Raw genomic sequence first — 20,728 nt, forward strand, 5'->3', positions numbered from 1 at the left:
TGGCGCGACGTTGCCGCCCCTCCACCACCGCTTCGCAGCGGTCCCCCTCCCCATCGCTGCGCGACAGAGAAGATACATCCTTACGTTTACGTAAAGTGCTTGCGCTCGGCGCCATCGCTTGCAACGCTATGCCAAAATCAAGGAGAGAGATGGATGAGCTTCGACCAGATTCGCCTCGACCGCCACGAGGGCATCGCGCTGCTGACGTTGCACCGCCCCGACCGGATGAACGCCTTCACCACCGAAATGATGCTGGAGATCGTCGCCGCGCTTGACGAATGCGACGCCGACGACGGCGTGCGCGCGGTGATCTTTACCGGGTCGGGGGAAAAGGCCTATTGCGCGGGCGCCGATCTGGGTCAGGGCGCCGCGACCTTCGATTATGACAAGCGCACCGACAAGCAGGCCATCCTCCCGGGCGGCATGGCGGAGAGCCCGGTCTCCGAAGACGGCACGATCGACTGGTCGCACCCGCTGATCCGCGATTCGGGCGGGCGCGTGTCGATGCGGATCTTCGACTGCAAGAAACCGGTCCTCGGCGCGATCAACGGCGCCGCGGTCGGCATCGGCGCGACGATGACACTGTCGATGGACGCGCGGCTGGCGAGCGACACCGCGCGCTATGGGTTCGTTTTCGCGCGGCGCGGTATCGTGCCCGAAGCGGCGTCGAGCTGGTTCCTGCCGCGCCTTGTCGGCATCCAGACCGCAGTCGACTGGTGCTTTTCGGGGAGGCTGATCGCGGCGCAGGAAGCGCATGAGAAAGGCCTCGTCCAATCGGTCCACGCCCCCGGCGAACTGGTCGACGCCGCGATCGCCAAGGCGCGCGAGCTGACCGACCACAGCGCGCCGGTGTCGGTCGCGCTCACCCGCCACATGCTGTGGCGGATGCTCGGCGCAGCCCATCCGATGAGCGCGCACCGCTGGGACAGCCGCGCGATCTTTGCCCGCGGCCGCAGCCCCGATGCCGCCGAGGGGGTGTCGAGCTTCCTCGAAAAGCGTCCCGCCCATTTCACGGCCAGCGTCGCGAACGACTATCCCTGGTTCGCCGAGTTCGAGGACGCGCCGCCCTATAGCTAAGCTGCGTCGAATCTCCGCCGCCCGCGCGTCGCCGTCATGCTGTGCGTGCCCTTCAGTTTGGGCGACCGGGTGCGGATCGTTTCGACATTGTGCCAGTTCGCGGTCACGCGCTCGCGCGTTAGCTGCACCGTCACATAGCCGCGGTCCTGCGTGTTCGCCCATTTGAGCTGGGGTGACGCGCGGCGGAGCGCGGCGACGCGCGACTCGTCGCTGACGCCGGGGATATAGGCTTCGAAACCCGGCGAGGTGACGCTTTGCCCGGCGATCTCGACCCCCGCGGGGCGGCCGTCGGTTTCCAGATCGAAAGCCCAGGCGTTGTGCGTATCGCCGGTCAGGGTGACAAGGTCGGCATCGGCGCGCTGCGCGGCGGCGAGGAGGCGGGCGCGGGCGGCGGGATAGCCGTCCCACGCATCGAGGTTGAGCGGCAGCCCGGCTTTCGCCGCGAGCTGGCCGACCTCGACGCGGCGGCGGACATAGTCGGGTTGATCGCCCGCGAACCATTCGCGCGTTTCGGGCGGGGTGAACAGGCTGCCCATCACCACCTGCTGCGCGCAGACCTGCCAGCGCGTTCCGGCCTTCGTCGATCGGGCAAAGCCGTCGAACAGCCAATTTTCCTGCTCGGCACCGAGCATCTGGCGCGCCGGATCGCGATAGGCGGTTTCGGCGAACGTCTTGAGCCGTTTGGCCGGGTCACCGTCGCCAGCGATGATCTCGCCGATCTCAAACTGCCGGTCGCGGCCCGTCACGCGCGTTTCGGGGAGGAAGATCGTGGCCAGATCGCCGACCTGATAATCGCGCCAGCGCGTGTCGGCGACGGGCATCCATTCGCGATAGACGCGTTCGGCCACCGCGGCGCGCGCGGCCCATTCACCCTCGCCCTCATTGTGATTTTCGGCACCGCCTTTCCACGCGTCGTTGGTGAATTCATGATCGTCCCATTGCGCGATCATCGGGAAAAGCGCGTGGAGACGCTGAAGGTCGGGATCGGCGCGGTAGGAGGCGTAGCGGAGCCGGTAATCGGCCAGGCTGACCATTTCGTGCGTCGGCTGGATATCGCGGCCCGGCAGCGCGACCTTCGACGACGGATAGTCGCCGACCGGATATTCGTAGAGATAGTCGCCCGAATGGACGACCAGGTCGATGTCCTGTCGCGCCGCCGCGTGGGCATAGGCGTTGAACCAGCCGAACGGCAGGTTCGAACAGGAAAAGAGCGCGAGCGTAAAGGCGCCGGTCGGACCGGCGGGCAAGGTGCGGGTGCGGCCGGTGACCGACTTGCCGCCGTCGGGGGTGACGAAACGATAATAATACCAGCGGCCGGGTTCGAGCCCGTCAATCACCAGCTTTGCAATATGGTCGCGCTCGCCCGCCGCGGTCGTGCTGCCCCCCGCAACCACGCGCGCGAAGTCGGCGGTGTCCGACATTTCGGCGGTCAGCGTGGTGTCGCTGGCGGCCGCATAGCGGGTCCACAGCAGCACCGAATGCGGCCCGGGCTCGCCGCTGGCAACGCCGTGGGTAAAGCCCTGCGCCGCCATCGCGGCGGCGGCGCCGGGCAATGCCAGCGCCGCCAGCCCCGCGGTGCCGAGCTTGACGAGCAGGCGTCGGTCCATTTCGCCCCAGCGGTGGTGCATCGCAAATCTCCCTCGTTGATCGGCGGGTTCTTTGCCGCGCCTTTGTTACGATTCGGCGCAGCTAACCCATCAACCCGACGGCGAGCAGCAGGAACATGAACATCATCACCGCGAACAGGCTGAAAAACAGCAGCAGATTGGCGCGCACGAAGGCACCGAAGCGCGACGAGCGATAGGCGCCGCGCAGCTGGCGATACATGTGGAAGGGAACGTAGATCAGGGCGAAGGCGGTCGCGACCTCGCCAAAGATCGACAGATTCAACAGGCGCACGGCGACGAACAGCAGCAGCATGAAGCTGATCGAGTAGGTCACAAAGACGAAATGGTCGTAGGTGTGAAAGCGGCGGCTGAACGGAAACAGCATCCACATGAACGGCAGCGACAGCGGGATCAGCGCCCAGGCGAATTTATAGGCATTCGCCTGCAATTTATAAAGCACGAGCGCGGGGTTGGCCAACGCCTTGCGCAGCCCCTGATCGATAAAGGCGACGCCGGTATCGACCTTGTTGCGCGAAATAAATTCGGCGCCCGTCATCAGCTGGTCGGCGGGATCGTCCAGCACCGGCGGCCCGGCGGCGCGGTCAGCGGCGCGCTCGCGCGCGCTGCGGCTGCGCGCGATGCCGAGATAGTCGGCGCTTTTTTGCAGGATGTCGCGTTCGGCCAAAAGCTCTTGCCGTTTCGGCGCGGCAAGATCGGGCTTGGCAAGCTCGGCGTCGATCCGGTCGACCTCCTGCTGCATGCTGTCCTTGATCGCGGCGGTACGCGTCTGTTCGTCGGCGGCTTTCGCGAGTCCCTCGCCCACCCCACCACCGCTGCCGACCATCGCCAGCACCGCGTAGGTCAGGAACACCGCGAACAGGAACAAGGCGAGCGGCGAAATGAAGCGCGCGCGTTCGCCGTGGATATAGCGGCGAGTCAGGTCGCCGGGTCGCCAGGCGAGCAGCGGCAACGTGTTCCAGATCTTGCCCTCGAAATGAAAGATCGCGTGGACCAGATCGTGCCCGATCGCGCCAAAGCTGCGGTGGACGTCGGCGCGCTGGCCGCAATGGTGGCAATGCGAGCCGATGAGGCTGGTTCCGCAATTGAGGCAGCGTTGCCCCGCGCGGGCCGCATGCGCGCCGCCATGCCGCGGCTCGACCGCGCTGCTTGCCAGTCCGGCCGTCACCGCCGCCCCGATGCCTTCGATATCCCCGCTCATGGCGCTCTGCCTAATGGCGCGAGCGAGCCGAAGCAACGGGACTTTCACGCCGCGCGCAAAGCGTGATAGGGGAAAGCCATGACCGCCGACGTCCTCACCGAAGCGCCGCTGACCGGCGACGCTGCTACACTGATCGCCGACCTAGGCGGCCGCGCGCGCACCGCTGCGAAACATCTGGCGCTGGCGCCCACCGCCGACAAGGCTGCGGGGCTGCGCGCCGCAGCGTCTGCAATCCGCGCCGACACCGCGACGATATTGCGGGCCAATGCCGATGATATGGCCGCGGGGCAGCAAAACGGGCTGTCGGCGGCGATGCTCGACCGGTTGCGACTCGACGAAGGACGGCTGGCGGGGATTGCCGATGCGATCGACGCGGTTGCGACCCTGCCCGATCCGACCGGAGCCGAGATCGACCGGGCGACCCGCCCCAACGGGCTGGTGCTCAGCCGGGTGCGCGTACCGCTGGGGGTCATCGGTATCATCTATGAAAGCCGCCCCAATGTGACCGCCGATGCCGCAGCGCTCGGGCTGATGTCGGGAAACGCCGTCATCCTGCGCGGCGGTAGCGAGGCGGTGCATTCAAATCGCGCGCTCCACGCAGCTTTTGTCCGCGGACTGGCCGCGGCGGGTCTGGCCGCCGACGCCGTGCAGCTGGTCCCGACGCAGGACCGCGCCGTGGTGGGCGCGATGCTGCGCGCGCAGGGGCTGATTGACATCATCATTCCGCGCGGCGGCAAGGGCCTGGTCGCGCGGGTGCAGGACGAGGCGCGCGTGCCCGTGCTCGCGCATCTCGACGGGATCAATCATCTCTATATCGACGGCGCCGCCGACCCCGCCAAGGCAGTGACACTGGCGGTCAACGCCAAGATGCGGCGCACCGGCATCTGCGGCGCGACCGAGACGATCCTGATCGACCGTCGCTATGCCGCCCCGCGCGCCGTGATCGACGCGCTGATTGCGGCGGGCTGCGAAGTGCGCGGCGACAAGGATGTCGCGGCGCTCAGCCCGCATGTCGAACCGGCGGCGGCAGGTGACTGGGACAGCGAATATCTCGACGCCATCGTATCGATCGCGATGGTCGACGGGATCGACGGTGCGCTGGCGCATATTGACGCGCATTCAAGCCGCCACACCGACGCGATCGTCACCGAGGACGCGACGGTCGCCGAACGCTTCCTGAACGGCGTCGACAGTGCGATCGTGATGCACAACGCCTCGACGCAGTTTGCGGACGGCGGCGAATTCGGGCTGGGCGCAGAAATCGGCATTGCGACGGGGCGCCTCCATGCGCGCGGTCCGGTCGCACTGGAAGGGCTGACGACCTACAAATGGCTGGTGCGCGGCACCGGACAGGTCCGCCCCTGACGCGACGTTCTCCCACCGGCCTCCTCGGCGGCAGCTTCAATCCAGCGCACGGCGGCCATCGTGCGATCAGTTTGAAGGCGATCGATGCGCTGGATCTGGACGAGCTTTGGTGGCTCGTTTCACCGGGCAACCCGCTGAAGCCCGCGGCAGGGATGGCGCCGCTCCCCGCGCGGCTCGCCTCGGCGCGGCACATGGCGCGGCGCGCGCCGATCCGCGCGACCGCTATCGAGGCCGAGCTTGGCACCCGCTACACGATCGACACGCTGAAAAAGCTCGTCCGGCGTTACCCCGACCGCCAGTTCATCTGGATCATGGGCGCCGACAATCTGGTCCAGTTGCCCCGGTGGCGCGACTGGCGGGGAATTGCGCGATTGATGCCGATTGCGGTTGTCGCGCGTCCGGGCTATAATGACCGCGCCCATGCAAGACGTGCGATGGGATGGCTGCGGCGATTTGTCCGGCCCGCAGACCAGAAGAAGCATTGGACAGACTGGAGACCGCCCGCCCTCGTGTTCTTGCGATTTTCGCCCGATGTGCGATCCGCGACTGCGATACGGCAGGCCAACCCCCGCTGGTTCGAACGCTATGAAGGCCGCGCGCTGCGCGACCCGATCACGCGTTCGCGGCTGGTGGAACCGACCAAGAAAGGACGCATTTGATCTCCGCCACCCAGGGGGCCGCGCCGGGCGCCGCTCCTGCCAATGATAGCGTGGACGCGCTCCACGCGCTGATCCTCCACCAGCTGGACGAGGACCAGGCCCAGGAAACCATCTCGATCCCGCTCGCCGGCAAGAGCAGCATCGCCGATCATATGGTGATCGCGAGCGGCCGTTCGACACGCCATGTGTCGGCGATCGCCGACAAGCTGGCGCAGCGGATCAAGCAGGAAGCGGGCCGCAGCGTTCGAGTCGAAGGCTTGCCCAATGCCGATTGGGTGTTGCTCGACGCCGGCGATGTCATCGTCCACCTGTTCCGTCCCGAAGTGCGCAGCTTCTACAACCTCGAACGCATGTGGTCGTTTGGCGACGCGCCGCCGGTCGCCGCCGCAAATTGACGTCCGTCCCGCCTACCGGCTAGGCGGACGTTTATGTTGCTGCACATCATTGCGCGCGGGCGCATCGGGCGCTCTCCCGAAGCCGAGCTGGTCGAGCGCTATATGAAGCGCGTGACCTGGGGGCAGAAGATGTCGGAGCTTCCCGACACGGGCGGGCGCGTTCCTGCTGCGCCGGATAACAGCCGCACGGTGCTGCTCGACGAGGGCGGCGAGCAGATGTCCTCACTCGAATTTGCAAGGCTCCTTGAACAATGGCGCGATAGCGGGGTGCGTGAGGCGCGCTTCTGCCTTGGCGCTGCCGACGGCTTCACCGCGCAAGAGCGCGAGGGCGCCGACAAGGTCATCGCCTTTGGCCGCGCGACCTGGCCGCATCTGATGGCGCGCGCGATGCTGGCCGAACAATTGTGGCGCGCGACCAGCATCATCGCCGGACACCCCTATCACCGCGAGGGGCGGCAATGAGGCGCGCACTGGCCGTATCGGTCATGCTGGCAGCGTTTGCCGGTGGCGCGCTGGCGCTGGCGCAAAGCGACATTTTCGATCCGCAGGCGATTGTCGCGCGCGAGCGCGACCAGCTGATCAGCGCCAAACAGCAGTCGGCCGACGCACTGGCGCGCAGCGCGCGGCTGGAGGCTGACGCGGCCGCAGCCAGCGACGAAGCGGACCGGCTGAAGAAACGCAGCGCCGCGCTCGCCGCGCGCATCCAGTCGGCGGAGGCCGACATCAGCGCGGGCGAAGCCCGCGTCGCGCTGGTCAATCGCCGGCTTGCCGTGCAGCAGGCGCGATTGGCGCAGCAACAGCAGCCCCTGCTCGAACTCGCCGCCTCGCTTCAGCAATTGTCGCGCCAGCCGCCGGTCAGCGTGCTCGCACAGCCGGGATCGCTGCGCGACATGGTCCACGCCCGCGCAGTGATCGACGCTGCGATGCCCGTTATTGCGCGGCGCACCGCCGGTGCGCGCCGCGAACTTGCGTTGCTGGAGAGCACCCGCCGCCAGCAGACCGTTGCGCTGAACGCGCTGTCGGCAAGCAAGGCGCAACTCGCGGAGCGCCGCGGCGCATTGACGCGGCTGGAGAATGAAGGGCGCCTGCGCTCGCGCGAATTGATGAGCAGCGCGCGGCTGGAAGCCGAGCGCGCGCTCGGGCTGGGCGAAAAGGCGCGCGACATCGTCGAACTGATGGACTCGCTGGAGGCCGACGGTGCGGTGCGGGCCGAACTCGCCCGGCTGACCGGACCGCTGCCGCGACCACGCGATCCGACTGCCGACCTCGCGCAGGATGCGGCGCCCGTCACCGCTGCGCCAACTGCCGACGCGCCGGTGTCGCCCAATGCCTATCGCCTGCCGGTGGTGGGACGTATCGTGGCCGGCCTGGGCGAGGTGAACGACAGCGGCGTGCGTTCGCGCGGAGTGACAATCGCGGCACAACCCGGCGGCCAGGTCGTGTCGCCCGCGCCCGGGCGAGTCAGCTTTGCCGGCGACTATCGCGGATATGGCAAGATCGTCATCATCGACCATGGCGGGGGCTGGGTCTCGCTGCTTACCGGGATGATCGGGTTGTCGGCCGCGGTCGGCGACACCGTCGATGCGGGGGCGCCGATCGGACGCGCGGGCTCCGACGACAGCCGCATCACCGTTGAACTGCGCCGCGCCGGTCGCCCGGTCGATATCGTTGCGATGATCGGCTAGGCTGTCGGGGCACAGCCAAGTCGCCACCGGACCCTGCCGTTCATCCGCCGTTCGCGGTCTGCCCCATATCGGGATGCACCGCTTGACGGCTGCGCAAATGCGTAGGAGGATGCGGTGCCGGGGTATAATGGCGGAAAACTTCGCCACACTGAAAGACTGCGATGACCGACTCGATCAAGACGCCCGTGTCCGCGAAACGCCGCTTTGCCTTGTGGCAGGGTGCCGCCGCGCTTTCGACGCTGGCCCTCGTGCCGCTTGCGACCGGCGCAATGGCCAAGGTCGACAGCAAGACGCAGGCCGAAATCTCGCGCTTCATGGACGTGTATCTCGAGGTTAAGTCCAACTATGTCGAACCGGTCGACGATGCCAAGCTGATCGAAGGGGCAATCAACGGCATGCTGGCCAGCCTCGACCCCCATTCGGGCTATCTCGATGCCCGGGGATTTGCGAACATCCGCACCCAGACCGAAGGCGAATATGGCGGGCTGGGCCTGTCGGTGACCATGGAAGACGGGGTGGTGAAAGTGATCGCGCCGACCGCCGACACCCCTGCCGACCGTGCCGGGATCAAGTCCGGCGACTATATCACCCATATCAACAAGCAGCTTATCATCGGCCTGACGCTGGACGAAGCGGTAGACCAGATGCGCGGACGCCCGGGAACCAAGATCGACATTACCGTCGTGCGCGAGGGCCAGAGCAAGCCTATCGAAATGTCGCTGACGCGCGAGATCATCGAACTGAAGCCGGTGAAATGGCAGGTCAGCGATGACGTCGGTGTGCTGACGGTCACCAGTTTTTCGGCGGATGCAACGACCGACCTGCGCGCCGCAATGCTGGCGGTCGAAAAGTCGCTCGGCAAAAAGCCGCGCGGCTGGATCCTCGACCTGCGTTCGAATCCCGGCGGGCTGCTCGACGAAGCGGTCGGGATCAGCGACCTGTTCCTCGAACGCGGCGAGATCGTCTCGCAGCGCGGCCGCCGCAAGGGCGATATCGAGCGCTTCTTTGCCCAGCCGGGTGACGCCGCGGGCGGCGCGCCGGTGATCGTGTTGATCGATTCGGGTTCGGCGTCGGCATCGGAAATTGTCGCCGGAGCCTTGCAGGACCAGCACCGCGCTGTGGTGATGGGCGAACGCAGCTTTGGCAAGGGATCGGTGCAAACGGTGCTGCCATTGTCCGACACCACCGCGCTGCGGCTGACCACCGCACGCTATTTCACGCCGTCGGGGCGTAGCGTGCAGGAGGGCGGGATCGAACCCGATATCCGCGTGCCGCAATTGTCCGATCCCGATTATGCGTCGCGGCCGAAGTTCCGCGAAAGCGATTTGCGGCGCCACCTGATCAACGAGAAAAAGGTCGATAACGGGCTGTTGGAAAAGGACGAAAAGCCCGATCCGCGCTTTACGGCATCCGCCGCCGAGCTGAAGGCGAAGGGTATCGAGGATTTCCAGCTGCATTATGCGTTGCAGACGATCGGGCGGATTGGCCCGTCGGCTCCCCGCATGGCACAAGGGGGCAAGGTTCCGGTGAAGCCTGCTGCCAAGCCGACGGCGCGCAACTGAGGGATCGGCGGCGATGCTGAACCCGCGGTTGTCCGCGCCCTTCGCCGCGCTTCTCGCGCCGCTGCTGCTTTATGGTGGCGCGCTGGTGTCGCAATTCGGGTTCGGGCTGCATCCGTGCGAGATGTGTTACTGGCAGCGCTGGCCGCACCAGGCGGCGATCGTGCTGGCGCTGCTCGCGCTGCTGATGCGCGCCAACGACCACGCGATGCGCGGGCTGACCACACTTGCCGCTGTCGCGATTGCGGTGAGCGGCCTGATCGGGGCGTTTCACGCCGGGGTCGAATATGGCTTTTGGGAAGGGATCACGACCTGCGCCACCGGGCGCGCCGGGCCGGTTTCGCTCGACACGATCATGGATGCGCCGCTGATCCGCTGCGACACCGCGCCGTGGAGCCTGTTCGGCATCTCGCTGGCCGGGTTCAACGCGATCTTTTCGCTGGGCGCAGCCGCACTTGTCTTGACCTTGCTGCGCCGCAGGACCACATCGGCAGCATGACCGCAGCCCCCGAAAAGAGCAGTCGGCGCATCGCTTCGATGATCCGCGTCGATCAGGCCGGCGAATATGGCGCGACGCGCATTTACGCCGGCCAGCTGGCGGTGATGGGTGATCGCCATCCGATGGCGCGCGAGATCGCGCATATGGCCGAACAGGAAGAGCGCCACCGCAAATTCTTTGACGACTTGATCGCCAAGCGCGGGGTGCGGCCGACCGCGCTCCAACCGTTCTGGAACGTCGCGGGTTTCGCGCTCGGGGCGGTGACTGCCGCGATGGGGCCGCGTGCCGCGATGGCCTGCACCGCCGCGGTCGAGACCGAAATCGACCGCCATTACCGCGATCAGCTCGACGAGCTGGGTGACAGCGACCCCGAGCTGAGCACCGCGGTGGCGGATTTCCGCGCCGAGGAGCTGGAACACAAGGACGCCGCGCTGGCCGCCGGCGCCGAAAGCACGCCCGGTTATCCGGTGCTGAGCCTGGCGATCCGCGCGGGATGCCGCGCAGCCATCGCGCTGTCGAAGCGTATCTGATAGGACAAAGCCGGGCGACCGTTCATGACCGATGCAGGGTCGAGGTGCCAAGCGGCGTGAAACTGACAAGAGGATGATCCGATGACCCGCCTTCCCGTGCTTGCCCTGATCCTGGCCGGTAGCGCTATCGCAGCACCCGCGACAGCCCAGAAAACCGTGGTTGATGGCGAAAAGATCAATCAGGTCATTGTCTATGGCGACGACCAGTGCGCGCCCAGCGGCGCCGACGAAATCGTCGTTTGCAGCCGCCTGCCCGAAGGCGAGCGTTATCGCGTCCCCCAGATATTGCGCGGCAATCCGCTCGACGTGCGCAACGAAGCCTGGGCAAACAAGGTGGTCGCGGTCGAGCGCATCGGCCGGTTCGGCACCGACAGCTGTTCGCCGACCGGGCTGGGCGGCTTTACCGGCTGTACGCAGGCGCTGGTCGCGGGAGCCAAGGCCGAACGCCAGGCGGCCGACAAGACCGACTGGCAGGCGATGATCGCTGAGGAGCGCGCCAAGCGCATTGCGGGAATCGACGCCGCGTCCGACGAGGTCGAAGCTGCCGTTGTGGCCGAGGAGCGGGCGCTCGCCGAACGCCAGAAAGCCGCTGAGGAACTGGAACGCCAAGCGAGCGGCGTGGAGTCAGCCCCGGTCGCCCCCGACGAAGCCGACGCCGACGCCGAGGCACTGCCGGTGCCGCCACGCGGCTAAACGAGTCCCGTCGCCCCCGCCATCGGGCAGAGACGACGGTAACCGGCTCAATTCAGCAGATATTGCTGCCAGAACAGCAGCGACGCCCAGAAATTATAGTCGGCGTTTTCCTTTTTGGCGAAGCCATGGCCTTCGTTGGTGCCGACGAGGTGCCAGGCACTGCCGCCATTTTTGCGTACTGCCGCAACGATCTGGTCGGCTTCCGACGCCGGGACGCGCGGGTCGTTGGCGCCGGTCACGACGAACAGCGGCTTTTTGATTTCCGCCACGCGGGTGAGCGGCGAGATTTCGATCAGCTTGGCGCGCTGTGCCGGATCGCGTTCGTCGCCATATTCGACGCGGCGCAGGTCGCGGCGGTAGTCCTGGGTATTTTCCAGGAAGGTTACGAAGTTCGAGATCGCGACGACGCACAAATTGGCGCGCAGTTTGTCGGCAAAGTGAATCGCGGCGGCATAGCACATATAGCCGCCGTAGCTGCCGCCGGTCAGCCCGAAGCGTGCGGGATCGAGCGTGGCGTCCTTGGCCAGATGGTCGAGGAAGGCGCCCATGTCCTTGACGCTGTCCTCGCGCTTGAACGGGCCGTTGTCGAGGCTGACAAAAGTCTTGCCATAGCCGGTCGAGCCGCGGACGTTCGGGAAGAATACCGCGACGCCGAGTTCGTTGAGCAGATAGTTGGTACGGCCCATGAAGCCCGGCCGCGACTGTGCTTCCGGCCCGCCATGGACGTTCATGATGAGCGGGCGCTTGCCGGGGAATTTGGCGGGATCGGGACGATAGAGAAAGCCCGACACCTCAAGGCCGTCGAAGCTTTTGACCTTGACCAGCTGGGGTTCGACATTCTGCGTGACGTCCAGGCCGCCGGTTTCGCTTTCGGTCCAGCGCGTGACTTTTAATGTCTTGGGATCGACGCTGAACGCGTCGGCGGCGCTGCGGGCAGAGGTGAAGGTAATCCCGATCTCGCCCCACGGCGCAATCTCGACGCCGCCGATGATGCCCGCAGGCAAGCCGTCGACGGTACGCACCTTGCCGCTTTTCACGTCGAGGATGCGCAGTTTCGACATGCCCGCTTCGTTGATCGTATAGGCGATGAAGCTGCCGTCCTCTGCCATGTCGAAGGTGCTGACGTCCCATTGTTCGGCGGGGCCGCGCGGGGTGAACTTGCCGGTTGCGGGATCGAGCGTGCCGAGCCGTTCAAACTCCGACCCTTCATCGCTGGTGATCCAGATCGTGCCGTCGGGCGCGAACTTGCCGCCGCCGTGCGACACCGTCCGGCTGTGGTCGCCGATCGGGGTCATGGTGCCGGTCGCCAGATCGAGGCGGAAGAAGTCCGATTTCTGTACCGACGTATATTTACCGACCAGCCCCCAGCTTTTGTCCGGCGCGAAGTCGAGGAACGACCAGCCGCCGCCCTGAACCTCGGCCACCATCCGGTTCGAAGCCGGATTGCGCGGGTCCATCAGATAGATGTCGCTGTCACGGCCGTTGCGGCGGGTCGAGGTATAGGCGATCAGGCTGCCGTCCTTTGCCCAGGCGCTGAGGCCGTTGCGGCTCTTGCCGTCGGTGAGCAGTTCGAGCCGCCCGTTCTTCATGGCATAGATCTGATAGAATTCGTTGCCGCCGATATCTTTCTGCACCAGCATCAGGTCGCCCGTCTTGGGCGACCAGACCGCGCCCCCGACCGGTTCCTCTTCAAAGGTAATCTGCTTGCGCGCACCCATCGGATTGGCGACGCGGTGGATTTGCGTGGTGTTCCCGAAACGGGTGGAGATCAGCATCGATTTGTCGACCGGATGCCAGCCGGCGAATCCTGCCCCGCGATTTTCCATATAGGGGCGCGTTGCCGATGCGAGTTCGGCCGGAATGTCGGGCATGCCGTCGGCGATCAGCGCCGCGGGTTTGGGGACGACCGCGGCGGATTTGGCCGCCTCCTGGGCAAAGGCCGGAGCAATCGGCAAGGCCAGGGCGGCCAGGACGGCGAGATAGCGCATGTGATAATTCCCCTATCGCTTGAAAGCAGACGACAATGTCTAGACGATGGCACAGTGGCGTTGGGATGCAAGCTTCGACCAGCGGTGCCGGGCGTTCGACCACCGTCGGTCGCGCTTCCAAGGCAGTTTAACGCCTGAAAAGCGGCTGGTGACACCAAATTTGCAGTGATTTCGGCAATCGGACGCGATTTGGTGCCGAATATCGGTCGAATCGAATGTAAAAATTAACGAATCGGTGCCAACCTGTCTTGACTCGGGAATTTCAGGCTGAAATCGTGGGGTTCTGGGAATCGCCAGCCTGAAAATAGGGGGCTGAAAAAATGGCATCAGCATTTGGACCGCGCCTGTGGCGGCGTACTGCGGCGAGTGTGCCGGCTGCGCGCAGCCTGGGCCGCCGGATGACCTGGCATACCGCCGCCGCGCTGATTGCCTTTGCCCTCCTGCAAATTTGGCTGGTGTCGAGCGCGATTGCCGCCGGAGCGCCATCCATGCTGATTGTCGTGGCACTGATCGTGCTACTGGCGCTCGCGGTCCCTGTGGCACGATCCACCGAGCGGCGCTGGTACCATCTGAGCCGCCAGGCGCTGGCGAGTTGGGGGCTGCACGCCCGCTTTCGGCGCGACGTCCGCCGCCTGTGGGTCGCCGCGTTGACGTTGCCCTTTCTGTGGGTCAGCGGCGCGATGGCCGCGACCGACGCGATCGCCCGGATCACCGGCTAAGCCCCATTCCCCAAGTTTGACGCGTTGCCCCGCGCCGGTTAGGGCGCGGCGATGCTGACCGTTTCCGAAGCCCTCGACCGCGCGCAGATGCTGTGCGACGCCGCGACCAAGGCGGGCGCCGATGCCGCCGACGCGCTTTATTACTGTAACGCCGCGACATCCGTGTCGATGCGCCTTGGCGCGCTCGAAGATGTCGAGCGGTCGGAAGGGCAGGACATCGCACTGCGCGTCTTCGTCGGCCAGCGCAGCGCCAGTGTATCGACCGCCGACATGGATGCAGGCGAACTCGCCAGGCTGGTCGAACGCTGCGTCGCGATGGCGCGTGAAGCGCCCGAAGACCCCTATGCCGGGCTGGCGCCCGAAGAGCTGTTGTTCAAGGGCCCGGTTCCCGACCTCGACCTCGACGATGGCAGCGAAGCCGACCGCGCGGCGCTGCGCGAAGCCGCGCTGGCGGTCGAGGAAGCGGCGCGCGCGGTCAGCGGCGTGACCAACAGCGAAGGCGGGAGCGCAAGCCACAGCCGCACCCGCTTTGCCCTGGCGACCAGCCACGGTTTCGCGGGCGGTTACGGATCGAGCGGCCACAGCCTGTCGGCGAGTGTGATCGCCGGCGAAGGCGCGGCGATGCAGCGCGATTATGGCTGGCATAGCGCCCATCATCTGACCGACCTCGAAAGCACCGATACGATCGGCACCCGCGCCGGGACGCGGGCGGTGGCGCGGCTGAACCCCGGCAAGGCGCCGAACGGTAAGTTCCCCGTCGTACTCGACCCGCGCGTCAGCGGCGGGATCATCGGCCACCTGCTGGGCGCCATGGCCGGTCCGGCGATCGCGCGCGGCACCAGCTTTTTGCTCGGTAAGGAAGACCGGCAGCTGTTCGACCCCGCCATCGTCGTGCGCGACGAACCCCACCGGCCACGCGGGCTGCGCAGCCGCGCTTTCGACGGCGAAGGCCTGCCGACCGCGGCGCGCGATCTGGTCGCGGGCGGCAGGATCACCGGCTGGCTGCTCGACACCGCGTCGGCCAAGCAGCTTGGTCTGGCACCGACCGGCCACGCCAGCCGCGGCGGCGGCGCGTCGGGCGTCGGGGCAAGCAACCTGCACCTTGCGGCGGGAAATGTGACACCCGCCGCGCTAATCGAAGACATCACCGAGGGCGTCTATATTACCGAGTTGATCGGACATGGCGTCAACCCCGTCACCGGCGACTACAGCCGCGGTGCTTCGGGCTTTCTGATCCGCGGCGGGGGAATTGCGGGACCGATCGCCGAGTTCACCATCGCTGGCAATCTGATCGACATGTTCGCGGCGCTGGTTCCGGCGAACGACCTGGAATTTCGCCACGGTGTCAACGCCCCGACGCTGCGCATCGACGGCATGACCGTCGCAAGCAGCTGAACGGCTGCAGGATGCCGGGCCGCAATCTGGAAGCCGCGATCGCCGCCACGCGCGAGGTCGGCGATATGGCGATGGCGCGGTGGCGCGGCGAAGGCAAGGCGGTGAACGTCTGGGACAAGTCGCACGACAATCCTGTCAGTGACGTCGACCTGGCGGTCGATGCGCGGCTGAAGGCGGTGCTGGGCGCAATGGTGCCCGAAGCGGGCTGGCTGTCCGAGGAAACCGCCGACAATTCCGACCGCCTGTCGCGCCGCGCGATGTGGTGCGTCGATCCGATCGACGGCACCCGCGATTTCATCCGCGGCCGCCCCGGCTGGTGCGTGTCGGTCGCGCTGGTGATCGACGGGACGCCCGAGTTCGGTATCCTATACGCACCGGCGCTCGATGAATTGTGGGTCGCGCAAAAGGGTCAAGGCGCGATACTTAACGGTGAGACGCTGCACGCGAGCCAGCGCACCGAGTTCGCCGGGTCGCGGGTTCCTGCCGACGCGCTGCCGCGGGTCGACAGCGATCTGGTGATCGTCACCAAGCCGAACAGCATCGCGCTGCGCATGGCGCTGGTCGCCGACGACCGCGCCGACCTGGTCGCGACCTTGCGCTGGGGGTTCGAATGGGACGTCGCCGCCGCGGCACTGATCGCGACCGAAGCGGGGGCGTCGGTCACCGACGCGTTCGGCGCACCGCTGCGCTTCAACACCCCGCGCGCGCAAGCGTTCGGCGTGATTGCATCAGCGCCGGGCATCCACGCCGCCGCCGTCGAACGGCTCGCCGAACGCGCGGCGACGCTTTCGACTGAGCGCTAACTCGCGCCGGACCACCGACGGCCGCATCTCGCGAGCATCTCGCAATCGGCTATTGTAGCAGATGCTACACAATGATAGAGCCCGTTGTAGCAAGCGCTACAAGAAGGACCGCATCATGTCTCCGGGAACAGCCCATCTGCCATTCACCGGTCGCCAACTCGCGATCATCGTCGTTACCGGAATCACCGTCTGGTTCATCGGGGCGCTGGTTTGCCGGTGGGTCGGCGATGCCGGCTGGTTTACCGGTCCGGCGCGCTGGATCGTCTATGCCGCGCTGATTCCCGGCACGCTGCCGGCGCTGCTCGTCATGCGCGCGATCGCCGCGCTGCGCAGCGACCAGATGGCGCTGGCCAGCGCGGTAGCAACGGCGGCCGCCATCGCACTCGACGGCATCGCGCTGGTCGTCATGCCGGAACTTTATGCGGCGAACACCGAAAATCTGGCATCATCGGGCGCCATAATCTTGTGGGGCGGCGCCGTGGCGATCGGACTTGGCTGCTGGCTGAACCGCGTTCAGCCGAGCGCCTGATCGACGACGTCGCGCATTCCAAGGCTGTCGAGCAGCACCGTCCCCTCAATCTCGGCGAGCAGGCGCGCCGCAGCAGCACGGTCGTCACCGCTGGTCGAATGCATTTCGATCCACGTCAGAAAACCGCGACCGATGTCAGCGCCGATCCGGCGCGCGAGCGGATCGCCAGCGGCGCCGCGCGCTGCCAGTTCCAGCCACAGGCGCATGAACGGCGCCACTGCGGGGTCGCGCAGCATCGGCAGGACGCGCATGCGCAGTGCAGCGGTGGCGAGCGGTTGCGGCGGCGCAACCGCCGCCAGCAGCGCCATCATGCGTGCCGCCGCATGATCGAGCACGGCGGCCAGAACCGCATCCTTGTCGCTGAAGTAATAAAGGAGCATGCGGTCGCTGGTCCCTGCCGCGCGCGCCAGTGCGCGCAGACTGGACGCCGCGATGCCATGCGCCAGCACATGATCGGCAAGCGCATCGAGCCAGGCGGCGGGACGGTCGGCAGGCGGGGTGACCATCACGACGCCTTTGCACGGTTGGCCGGGATGCGCAAACCCCGCCCGATGCCGCGCGCTTCGCTTGACAATCCGCCCGACTCGCCTTAGTTGCGCCTGCATTCCGACATCATGACCGGACGGCGAAGCGTGTACACGCGTTCGTGGTCCGCTTTTTGTGTTGGAAATCAGACGCTTTGAGATAGGGCCGTTGCCAGCGTGCCCTGTGGAGCAGGAGAAAGTTACCAATGGCACGTATCGCGGGCGTCAACCTGCCCACCAACAAGCGCGTGATCATCGCGCTCACCTACATCCACGGCATCGGCCGCAAGACCGCCGTCGACATCGCCACCAAGCTGGGCATCGACCAGAGCCGCCGCGTTCAGGACCTGTCGGACGCCGAAGTCCTGCAGATCCGCGAAACGATCGACGCCGACCTGGTCGTCGAGGGCGACCTGCGCCGCAACACGGCGATGAACATCAAGCGCCTGATGGACCTCGCCTGCTATCGCGGCCTGCGCCATCGCAAAGGCCTGCCAGTTCGCGGTCAGCGCACGCACACCAATGCGCGCACCCGCAAGGGCAAGGCCAAGGCCATCGCCGGCAAGAAGAAGTAAGACCGGAAATTCGTCCGGGGGACGAATTTCCTTGCTTCTCCGCCGGAGGCCGCTCTCGAAACAGCGCTCCGGCCAGCTTCAGGATTTAGGATTAGGATAGCATCATGGCTCGTGAACCGCAGCGCCTCCGCCGGCGCGAACGCAAGAACATCTCGTCGGGCGTCGCCCACGTCAACGCGACCTTCAACAACACGATGATCACCATCACCGACGCGCAGGGCAATGCGATTGCCTGGTCGAGCGCCGGCATGATGGGCTTCAAGGGCAGCCGCAAGTCGACCCCTTACGCGGCGCAGGTCTGTGCCGAAGACGCCGGCAAGAAGGCCGCCGAACATGGCGTCCGCACGCTGGAAGTCGAAGTGAAGGGCCCCGGCGCGGGCCGCGAATCGGCGCTCCGCGCGCTGCAGGCGGTCGGCTTCCACATCACCTCGATCCGCGACGTGACCCCGATCCCGCACAACGGTGTCCGCCCGGCCAAGCGCCGCCGCGTCTGACGCCTTTTCCGGACGCGTCCGGTCGGGACGCGTTCGCACCAAATCTCTCGCTGGACCGGCGGTCGACCCCCGCCCGTCCCGCCCAAAGCAAAGGGAAGTCCATGACTGTCAATATCCGGAACTGGCAGGAATTGAAGAAGCCCAGCAACCTGGAAATCAAGGCCGGAAGCGACGGCAAGCGCAAGGCGACCTTCGTTGCCGAACCGCTTGAACGTGGTTTCGGCCTGACGCTGGGCAACGCGCTGCGCCGCGTGCTGCTCTCGTCGCTCCAGGGTGCGGCGATCACGTCGATCAAGATCGAGAACGTCCTCCACGAGTTCTCGAGCCTGGCCGGGGTGCGCGAAGACGTCACCGACATCGTCCTGAACGTCAAGCAGATCGCACTCAAGATGGAAGGCGAAGGCCCGAAGCGGCTGCAACTGTCGGCCACCGGTCCCGCGACCGTCAAGGCCGGCGACATCATGGTGTCGGGCGACATCAAGGTGATGAACCCGAACCATGTCATCTGCCACCTCGACGACGGTGCGACGCTGAACATGGAACTCGTCGCCGACACCGGCAAGGGTTACGTCCCCGCGACCGCCAACCGTCCCGCCGACGCGCCGATCGGCCTGATCCCGGTCGACTCGCTCTATTCGCCGGTGCGCCAGGTCGCCTACAAGGTCGACAATGCCCGCATCGGTCAGGAACTGGACTATGACAAGCTGAACCTGACCGTTGAAACCGACGGCACGGTGACCCCGGAAGACGCCGTCGCTTACGCCGCGCGCATCCTTCAGGACCAGCTGCAGGTGTTCGTCCACTTCGAAGAAGCGATGAACGACAGCGGCATGATCGGCATGGCGGCACCGTCGGCGGCAGCGGACGAGTCGGATGTGAACCAGCTCAACCGCTTCCTGCTGAAGAAGGTCGACGAGCTCGAACTGTCGGTTCGCAGCGCGAACTGCCTGAAGAACGACAATATCATCTACATCGGTGATCTGGTCCAGAAGACCGAAGCCGAAATGCTGCGCACCCCGAACTTCGGCCGCAAATCCTTGAACGAAATCAAGGAAGTGCTGTCGTCGATGGGTCTGCGCCTGGGCATGGACATCCCTGGCTGGCCGCCCGAGAATATCGAGGAAATGGCCAAGAAGCTCGAACAGGAGCTGCTGGGTTAAAATCCTCCCCGCTTGCGGGGAGGTGGCAGCCCGAAGGGCTGACGGAGGGGGTTCGCGACACGACGCAATGTGTCAGGCCGCAACCCCCCTCCACCACCGCTTCGCGGCGGTCCCCCTCCCCACTTCGTGGGGAGGATCACACGGGAATGGGTCGGCCCGCAATCGACCTGGCTTGGGGTACCTCACACGGCCCCTCTGACAAACGAAGGAATGGATTATGCGTCATAAATCGGGTGGCCGGAAGCTGCAGCGCACCAGCGCGCACCGCACGGCGATGTTCCGCAACATGTCGGCCTCGCTCATCAAGCACGAGCAGGTCATGACCACCGTCGCCAAGGCGAAGGAACTGCGTCCCTATGTCGAAAAGCTGGTGACGCTGGCGAAGCGCGGTGGCCTGGCCAACCGTCGTCTCGCGCAGAGCCGCCTGATGAACGATGCGCAGCTCAAGAAGCTGTTTGACACCATCGCGGAGCGCTACAAGGATCGTAACGGCGGCTATACGCGCGTCATCAAGGCGGGCATACGCGCGTCGGACGCGGCGCCGATGGCGATCATCGAATTCGTCGACCGCGACGTAGACGCCAAGGGCCAGGATTCGGGTCCGGCCGAGCAGTTTGACGAGGACATGGCAGAAGCCTGAGCTTCGCTCTAACCGATACAAGATCAAGGGCGGCCTCCGAAAGGATGGCCGCTCTTTTCTTAGGCGCGAGGCCGTTGTCGGCACGTCTGTCGATGTACTCGTACACAATTAAACAGCACATCATAACATTCACGGTGTATTTATTGCAGCATGGCGAGTGAGATTGACGTCGGTTCGTTGTTCAAAGATCAGGCAACCATGGACGTTCCGCAACAACCACAATTGCGAACCGAAACCTTTGGCGCCCGCTTGCGGCGATTGCGGCGCTCGCGCAGGCTCAGTCAGGCTGAACTGGCGTCGGCGCTGAACGTGAGCGCGCCTGCCATATCGGGCTGGGAAAAGGGTCGAGCACGCCCCCGGCACGGCAGAGTAGCGGCGCTGGGTAAGATGCTCGGCGTATCGACTGCTGAATTGCTCGGCAGCGACGACCGTGAATTCGCACCCGACCTGCTGGCAGCCAGTCGGGCCGATATCGCCCGCGTCATCGGCACCACACCGGACAAGGTCCGGATCTTGATCGAGTTCTAATCGCTCATCGTCCGGCGCCAGCCCACACCACCGCTAAAATAGGGCCGGAATCGGCTTGCCCGCAGCGCTTGCATCCTTACATATT

At 65.9% G+C, this 20,728-nt stretch carries 23 protein-coding genes; 19 read left to right on the forward strand and 4 right to left on the reverse strand.

Going from position 1 to position 20,728, the window contains the following annotated elements:
* Positions 1–153 precede the first annotated feature (153 nt).
* Complete coding sequence (locus tag IR187_RS05630) at positions 154–1,077, forward strand: crotonase/enoyl-CoA hydratase family protein (RefSeq protein WP_194953721.1); 924 nt, start codon at positions 154–156, stop codon at positions 1,075–1,077.
* Here IR187_RS05630 and IR187_RS05635 read toward each other — a convergent pair.
* The gene (locus IR187_RS05635) at positions 1,074–2,705 is read right to left on the reverse strand and encodes an alkaline phosphatase D family protein (RefSeq protein ID WP_194953722.1); all 1,632 of its coding nucleotides are present in this window, start codon (positions 2,703–2,705) and stop codon (positions 1,074–1,076) included. The two genes, IR187_RS05630 and IR187_RS05635, sit on opposite strands and share 4 nt — an antisense overlap.
* Before the next feature lie 61 nt (positions 2,706–2,766).
* Positions 2,767–3,903 carry a DUF3667 domain-containing protein gene (locus IR187_RS05640; protein ID WP_194953723.1) on the reverse strand — a complete coding sequence of 379 codons (1,137 nt, stop codon included), beginning with the start codon at positions 3,901–3,903 and terminating at the stop codon, positions 2,767–2,769.
* Between the two features lie 78 nt (positions 3,904–3,981).
* Here IR187_RS05640 and IR187_RS05645 point away from each other — a divergent pair, with 78 nt between their 5' ends.
* The 9 genes from IR187_RS05645 to IR187_RS05685 all read left to right on the forward strand — a co-directional run bounded on the left by IR187_RS05645 (position 3,982) and on the right by IR187_RS05685 (position 11,288).
* Complete coding sequence (locus IR187_RS05645) at positions 3,982–5,268, forward strand: glutamate-5-semialdehyde dehydrogenase (RefSeq protein ID WP_194953724.1); 1,287 nt, start codon at positions 3,982–3,984, stop codon at positions 5,266–5,268.
* Positions 5,232–5,927 carry a nicotinate-nucleotide adenylyltransferase gene (locus tag IR187_RS05650; RefSeq protein ID WP_194953725.1) on the forward strand — a complete coding sequence of 232 codons (696 nt, stop codon included), beginning with the start codon at positions 5,232–5,234 and terminating at the stop codon, positions 5,925–5,927. Before IR187_RS05645 ends, IR187_RS05650 begins: the two co-directional genes overlap by 37 nt.
* Positions 5,924–6,322 (forward strand): ribosome silencing factor, encoded by a 399-nt coding sequence (gene rsfS / locus IR187_RS05655; protein WP_194953726.1) that lies wholly within the window; start codon positions 5,924–5,926, stop codon positions 6,320–6,322. The genes IR187_RS05650 and rsfS overlap by 4 nt, the downstream gene beginning before the upstream one ends.
* Positions 6,323–6,355: 33 nt before the next feature.
* Positions 6,356–6,784, forward strand: a complete 429-nt coding sequence (locus IR187_RS05660; RefSeq protein WP_194953727.1) for a 23S rRNA (pseudouridine(1915)-N(3))-methyltransferase RlmH — start codon at positions 6,356–6,358, stop codon at positions 6,782–6,784.
* Complete coding sequence (locus IR187_RS05665; protein ID WP_194953728.1) at positions 6,781–8,007, forward strand: murein hydrolase activator EnvC family protein; 1,227 nt, start codon at positions 6,781–6,783, stop codon at positions 8,005–8,007. The genes IR187_RS05660 and IR187_RS05665 overlap by 4 nt, the downstream gene beginning before the upstream one ends.
* A gap of 161 nt (positions 8,008–8,168) precedes the next feature.
* Positions 8,169–9,569 (forward strand): S41 family peptidase, encoded by a 1,401-nt coding sequence (locus IR187_RS05670; protein WP_194953729.1) that lies wholly within the window; start codon positions 8,169–8,171, stop codon positions 9,567–9,569.
* A gap of 13 nt (positions 9,570–9,582) precedes the next feature.
* Positions 9,583–10,065: a disulfide bond formation protein B gene (locus IR187_RS05675; RefSeq protein WP_194953730.1), complete on the forward strand. Its 483-nt coding sequence runs from the start codon at positions 9,583–9,585 to the stop codon at positions 10,063–10,065.
* Positions 10,062–10,595: a demethoxyubiquinone hydroxylase family protein gene (locus IR187_RS05680; protein WP_194953731.1), complete on the forward strand. Its 534-nt coding sequence runs from the start codon at positions 10,062–10,064 to the stop codon at positions 10,593–10,595. Before IR187_RS05675 ends, IR187_RS05680 begins: the two co-directional genes overlap by 4 nt.
* Positions 10,596–10,676: 81 nt before the next feature.
* Positions 10,677–11,288 carry a hypothetical protein gene (locus IR187_RS05685; protein WP_194953732.1) on the forward strand — a complete coding sequence of 204 codons (612 nt, stop codon included), beginning with the start codon at positions 10,677–10,679 and terminating at the stop codon, positions 11,286–11,288.
* 47 nt (positions 11,289–11,335) lie between these two features.
* On the opposite strand, the gene IR187_RS05690 is transcribed toward IR187_RS05685, so the two are convergent.
* Complete coding sequence (locus IR187_RS05690; RefSeq protein WP_194953733.1) at positions 11,336–13,276, reverse strand: S9 family peptidase; 1,941 nt, start codon at positions 13,274–13,276, stop codon at positions 11,336–11,338.
* Between the two features lie 320 nt (positions 13,277–13,596).
* Here IR187_RS05690 and IR187_RS05695 point away from each other — a divergent pair, with 320 nt between their 5' ends.
* The 4 genes from IR187_RS05695 (at position 13,597) to IR187_RS05710 (ending at position 16,722) form a co-directional block, all read left to right on the forward strand.
* The gene (locus IR187_RS05695; RefSeq protein WP_194953734.1) at positions 13,597–13,995 is read left to right on the forward strand and encodes a hypothetical protein; all 399 of its coding nucleotides are present in this window, start codon (positions 13,597–13,599) and stop codon (positions 13,993–13,995) included.
* Positions 13,996–14,046: 51 nt separating this feature from the next.
* Positions 14,047–15,390, forward strand: coding sequence for a TldD/PmbA family protein (locus IR187_RS05700; protein ID WP_194953735.1), 1,344 nt, complete (start codon positions 14,047–14,049; stop codon positions 15,388–15,390).
* A gap of 11 nt (positions 15,391–15,401) precedes the next feature.
* Positions 15,402–16,193, forward strand: coding sequence for an inositol monophosphatase family protein (locus IR187_RS05705; RefSeq protein ID WP_194953736.1), 792 nt, complete (start codon positions 15,402–15,404; stop codon positions 16,191–16,193).
* A 115-nt stretch (positions 16,194–16,308) separates the two neighbouring features.
* A complete protein-coding gene (locus tag IR187_RS05710; protein WP_194953737.1) occupies positions 16,309–16,722 on the forward strand; it encodes a hypothetical protein in 414 nt (137 codons plus the stop codon).
* Here IR187_RS05710 and IR187_RS05715 read toward each other — a convergent pair.
* A complete protein-coding gene (locus tag IR187_RS05715; RefSeq protein ID WP_194953738.1) occupies positions 16,707–17,228 on the reverse strand; it encodes a TetR/AcrR family transcriptional regulator in 522 nt (173 codons plus the stop codon). The two genes, IR187_RS05710 and IR187_RS05715, sit on opposite strands and share 16 nt — an antisense overlap.
* A gap of 224 nt (positions 17,229–17,452) precedes the next feature.
* Between IR187_RS05715 and rpsM the strand changes: the two genes are divergently transcribed.
* The 5 genes from rpsM to IR187_RS05740 all read left to right on the forward strand — a co-directional run bounded on the left by rpsM (position 17,453) and on the right by IR187_RS05740 (position 20,643).
* On the forward strand, positions 17,453–17,821 hold the full coding sequence (gene rpsM / locus IR187_RS05720; protein WP_194953739.1) for a 30S ribosomal protein S13: 369 nt from the start codon (positions 17,453–17,455) through the stop codon (positions 17,819–17,821).
* Positions 17,822–17,925: 104 nt separating this feature from the next.
* Entirely contained in the window at positions 17,926–18,315 is a 390-nt protein-coding gene (rpsK, locus tag IR187_RS05725) for a 30S ribosomal protein S11 (RefSeq protein WP_003040416.1), read from the forward strand.
* A 101-nt stretch (positions 18,316–18,416) separates the two neighbouring features.
* Positions 18,417–19,475, forward strand: a complete 1,059-nt coding sequence (locus tag IR187_RS05730; RefSeq protein WP_194953740.1) for a DNA-directed RNA polymerase subunit alpha — start codon at positions 18,417–18,419, stop codon at positions 19,473–19,475.
* 217 nt (positions 19,476–19,692) lie between these two features.
* Entirely contained in the window at positions 19,693–20,115 is a 423-nt protein-coding gene (gene rplQ, locus IR187_RS05735; RefSeq protein ID WP_194953741.1) for a 50S ribosomal protein L17, read from the forward strand.
* 150 nt (positions 20,116–20,265) lie between these two features.
* Positions 20,266–20,643 (forward strand): helix-turn-helix domain-containing protein, encoded by a 378-nt coding sequence (locus IR187_RS05740; protein ID WP_194953742.1) that lies wholly within the window; start codon positions 20,266–20,268, stop codon positions 20,641–20,643.
* Positions 20,644–20,728: the final 85 nt, after the last annotated feature.

This window comes from Sphingopyxis solisilvae (assembly GCF_015475875.1).
Classification (GTDB): domain Bacteria; phylum Pseudomonadota; class Alphaproteobacteria; order Sphingomonadales; family Sphingomonadaceae; genus Sphingopyxis; species Sphingopyxis solisilvae.

Coding starts and splice junctions, on each gene's coding strand:
- IR187_RS05630 (WP_194953721.1), top strand. CDS start 154: ATGAGCTTCGACCAGATTCGCCTCGACCGCCACGAGGGCATCGCGCTG.
- IR187_RS05635 (WP_194953722.1), bottom strand. CDS start 2,705: ATGCACCACCGCTGGGGCGAAATGGACCGACGCCTGCTCGTCAAGCTC.
- IR187_RS05640 (WP_194953723.1), bottom strand. CDS start 3,903: ATGAGCGGGGATATCGAAGGCATCGGGGCGGCGGTGACGGCCGGACTG.
- IR187_RS05645 (WP_194953724.1), top strand. CDS start 3,982: ATGACCGCCGACGTCCTCACCGAAGCGCCGCTGACCGGCGACGCTGCT.
- IR187_RS05650 (WP_194953725.1), top strand. CDS start 5,232: ATGGCTGGTGCGCGGCACCGGACAGGTCCGCCCCTGACGCGACGTTCT.
- IR187_RS05660 (WP_194953727.1), top strand. CDS start 6,356: ATGTTGCTGCACATCATTGCGCGCGGGCGCATCGGGCGCTCTCCCGAA.
- IR187_RS05665 (WP_194953728.1), top strand. CDS start 6,781: ATGAGGCGCGCACTGGCCGTATCGGTCATGCTGGCAGCGTTTGCCGGT.
- IR187_RS05670 (WP_194953729.1), top strand. CDS start 8,169: ATGACCGACTCGATCAAGACGCCCGTGTCCGCGAAACGCCGCTTTGCC.
- IR187_RS05675 (WP_194953730.1), top strand. CDS start 9,583: ATGCTGAACCCGCGGTTGTCCGCGCCCTTCGCCGCGCTTCTCGCGCCG.
- IR187_RS05680 (WP_194953731.1), top strand. CDS start 10,062: ATGACCGCAGCCCCCGAAAAGAGCAGTCGGCGCATCGCTTCGATGATC.
- IR187_RS05685 (WP_194953732.1), top strand. CDS start 10,677: ATGACCCGCCTTCCCGTGCTTGCCCTGATCCTGGCCGGTAGCGCTATC.
- IR187_RS05690 (WP_194953733.1), bottom strand. CDS start 13,276: ATGCGCTATCTCGCCGTCCTGGCCGCCCTGGCCTTGCCGATTGCTCCG.
- IR187_RS05695 (WP_194953734.1), top strand. CDS start 13,597: ATGGCATCAGCATTTGGACCGCGCCTGTGGCGGCGTACTGCGGCGAGT.
- IR187_RS05700 (WP_194953735.1), top strand. CDS start 14,047: ATGCTGACCGTTTCCGAAGCCCTCGACCGCGCGCAGATGCTGTGCGAC.
- IR187_RS05705 (WP_194953736.1), top strand. CDS start 15,402: ATGCCGGGCCGCAATCTGGAAGCCGCGATCGCCGCCACGCGCGAGGTC.
- IR187_RS05710 (WP_194953737.1), top strand. CDS start 16,309: ATGTCTCCGGGAACAGCCCATCTGCCATTCACCGGTCGCCAACTCGCG.
- IR187_RS05715 (WP_194953738.1), bottom strand. CDS start 17,228: ATGGTCACCCCGCCTGCCGACCGTCCCGCCGCCTGGCTCGATGCGCTT.
- rpsM (WP_194953739.1), top strand. CDS start 17,453: ATGGCACGTATCGCGGGCGTCAACCTGCCCACCAACAAGCGCGTGATC.
- rpsK (WP_003040416.1), top strand. CDS start 17,926: ATGGCTCGTGAACCGCAGCGCCTCCGCCGGCGCGAACGCAAGAACATC.
- IR187_RS05730 (WP_194953740.1), top strand. CDS start 18,417: ATGACTGTCAATATCCGGAACTGGCAGGAATTGAAGAAGCCCAGCAAC.
- rplQ (WP_194953741.1), top strand. CDS start 19,693: ATGCGTCATAAATCGGGTGGCCGGAAGCTGCAGCGCACCAGCGCGCAC.
- IR187_RS05740 (WP_194953742.1), top strand. CDS start 20,266: ATGGCGAGTGAGATTGACGTCGGTTCGTTGTTCAAAGATCAGGCAACC.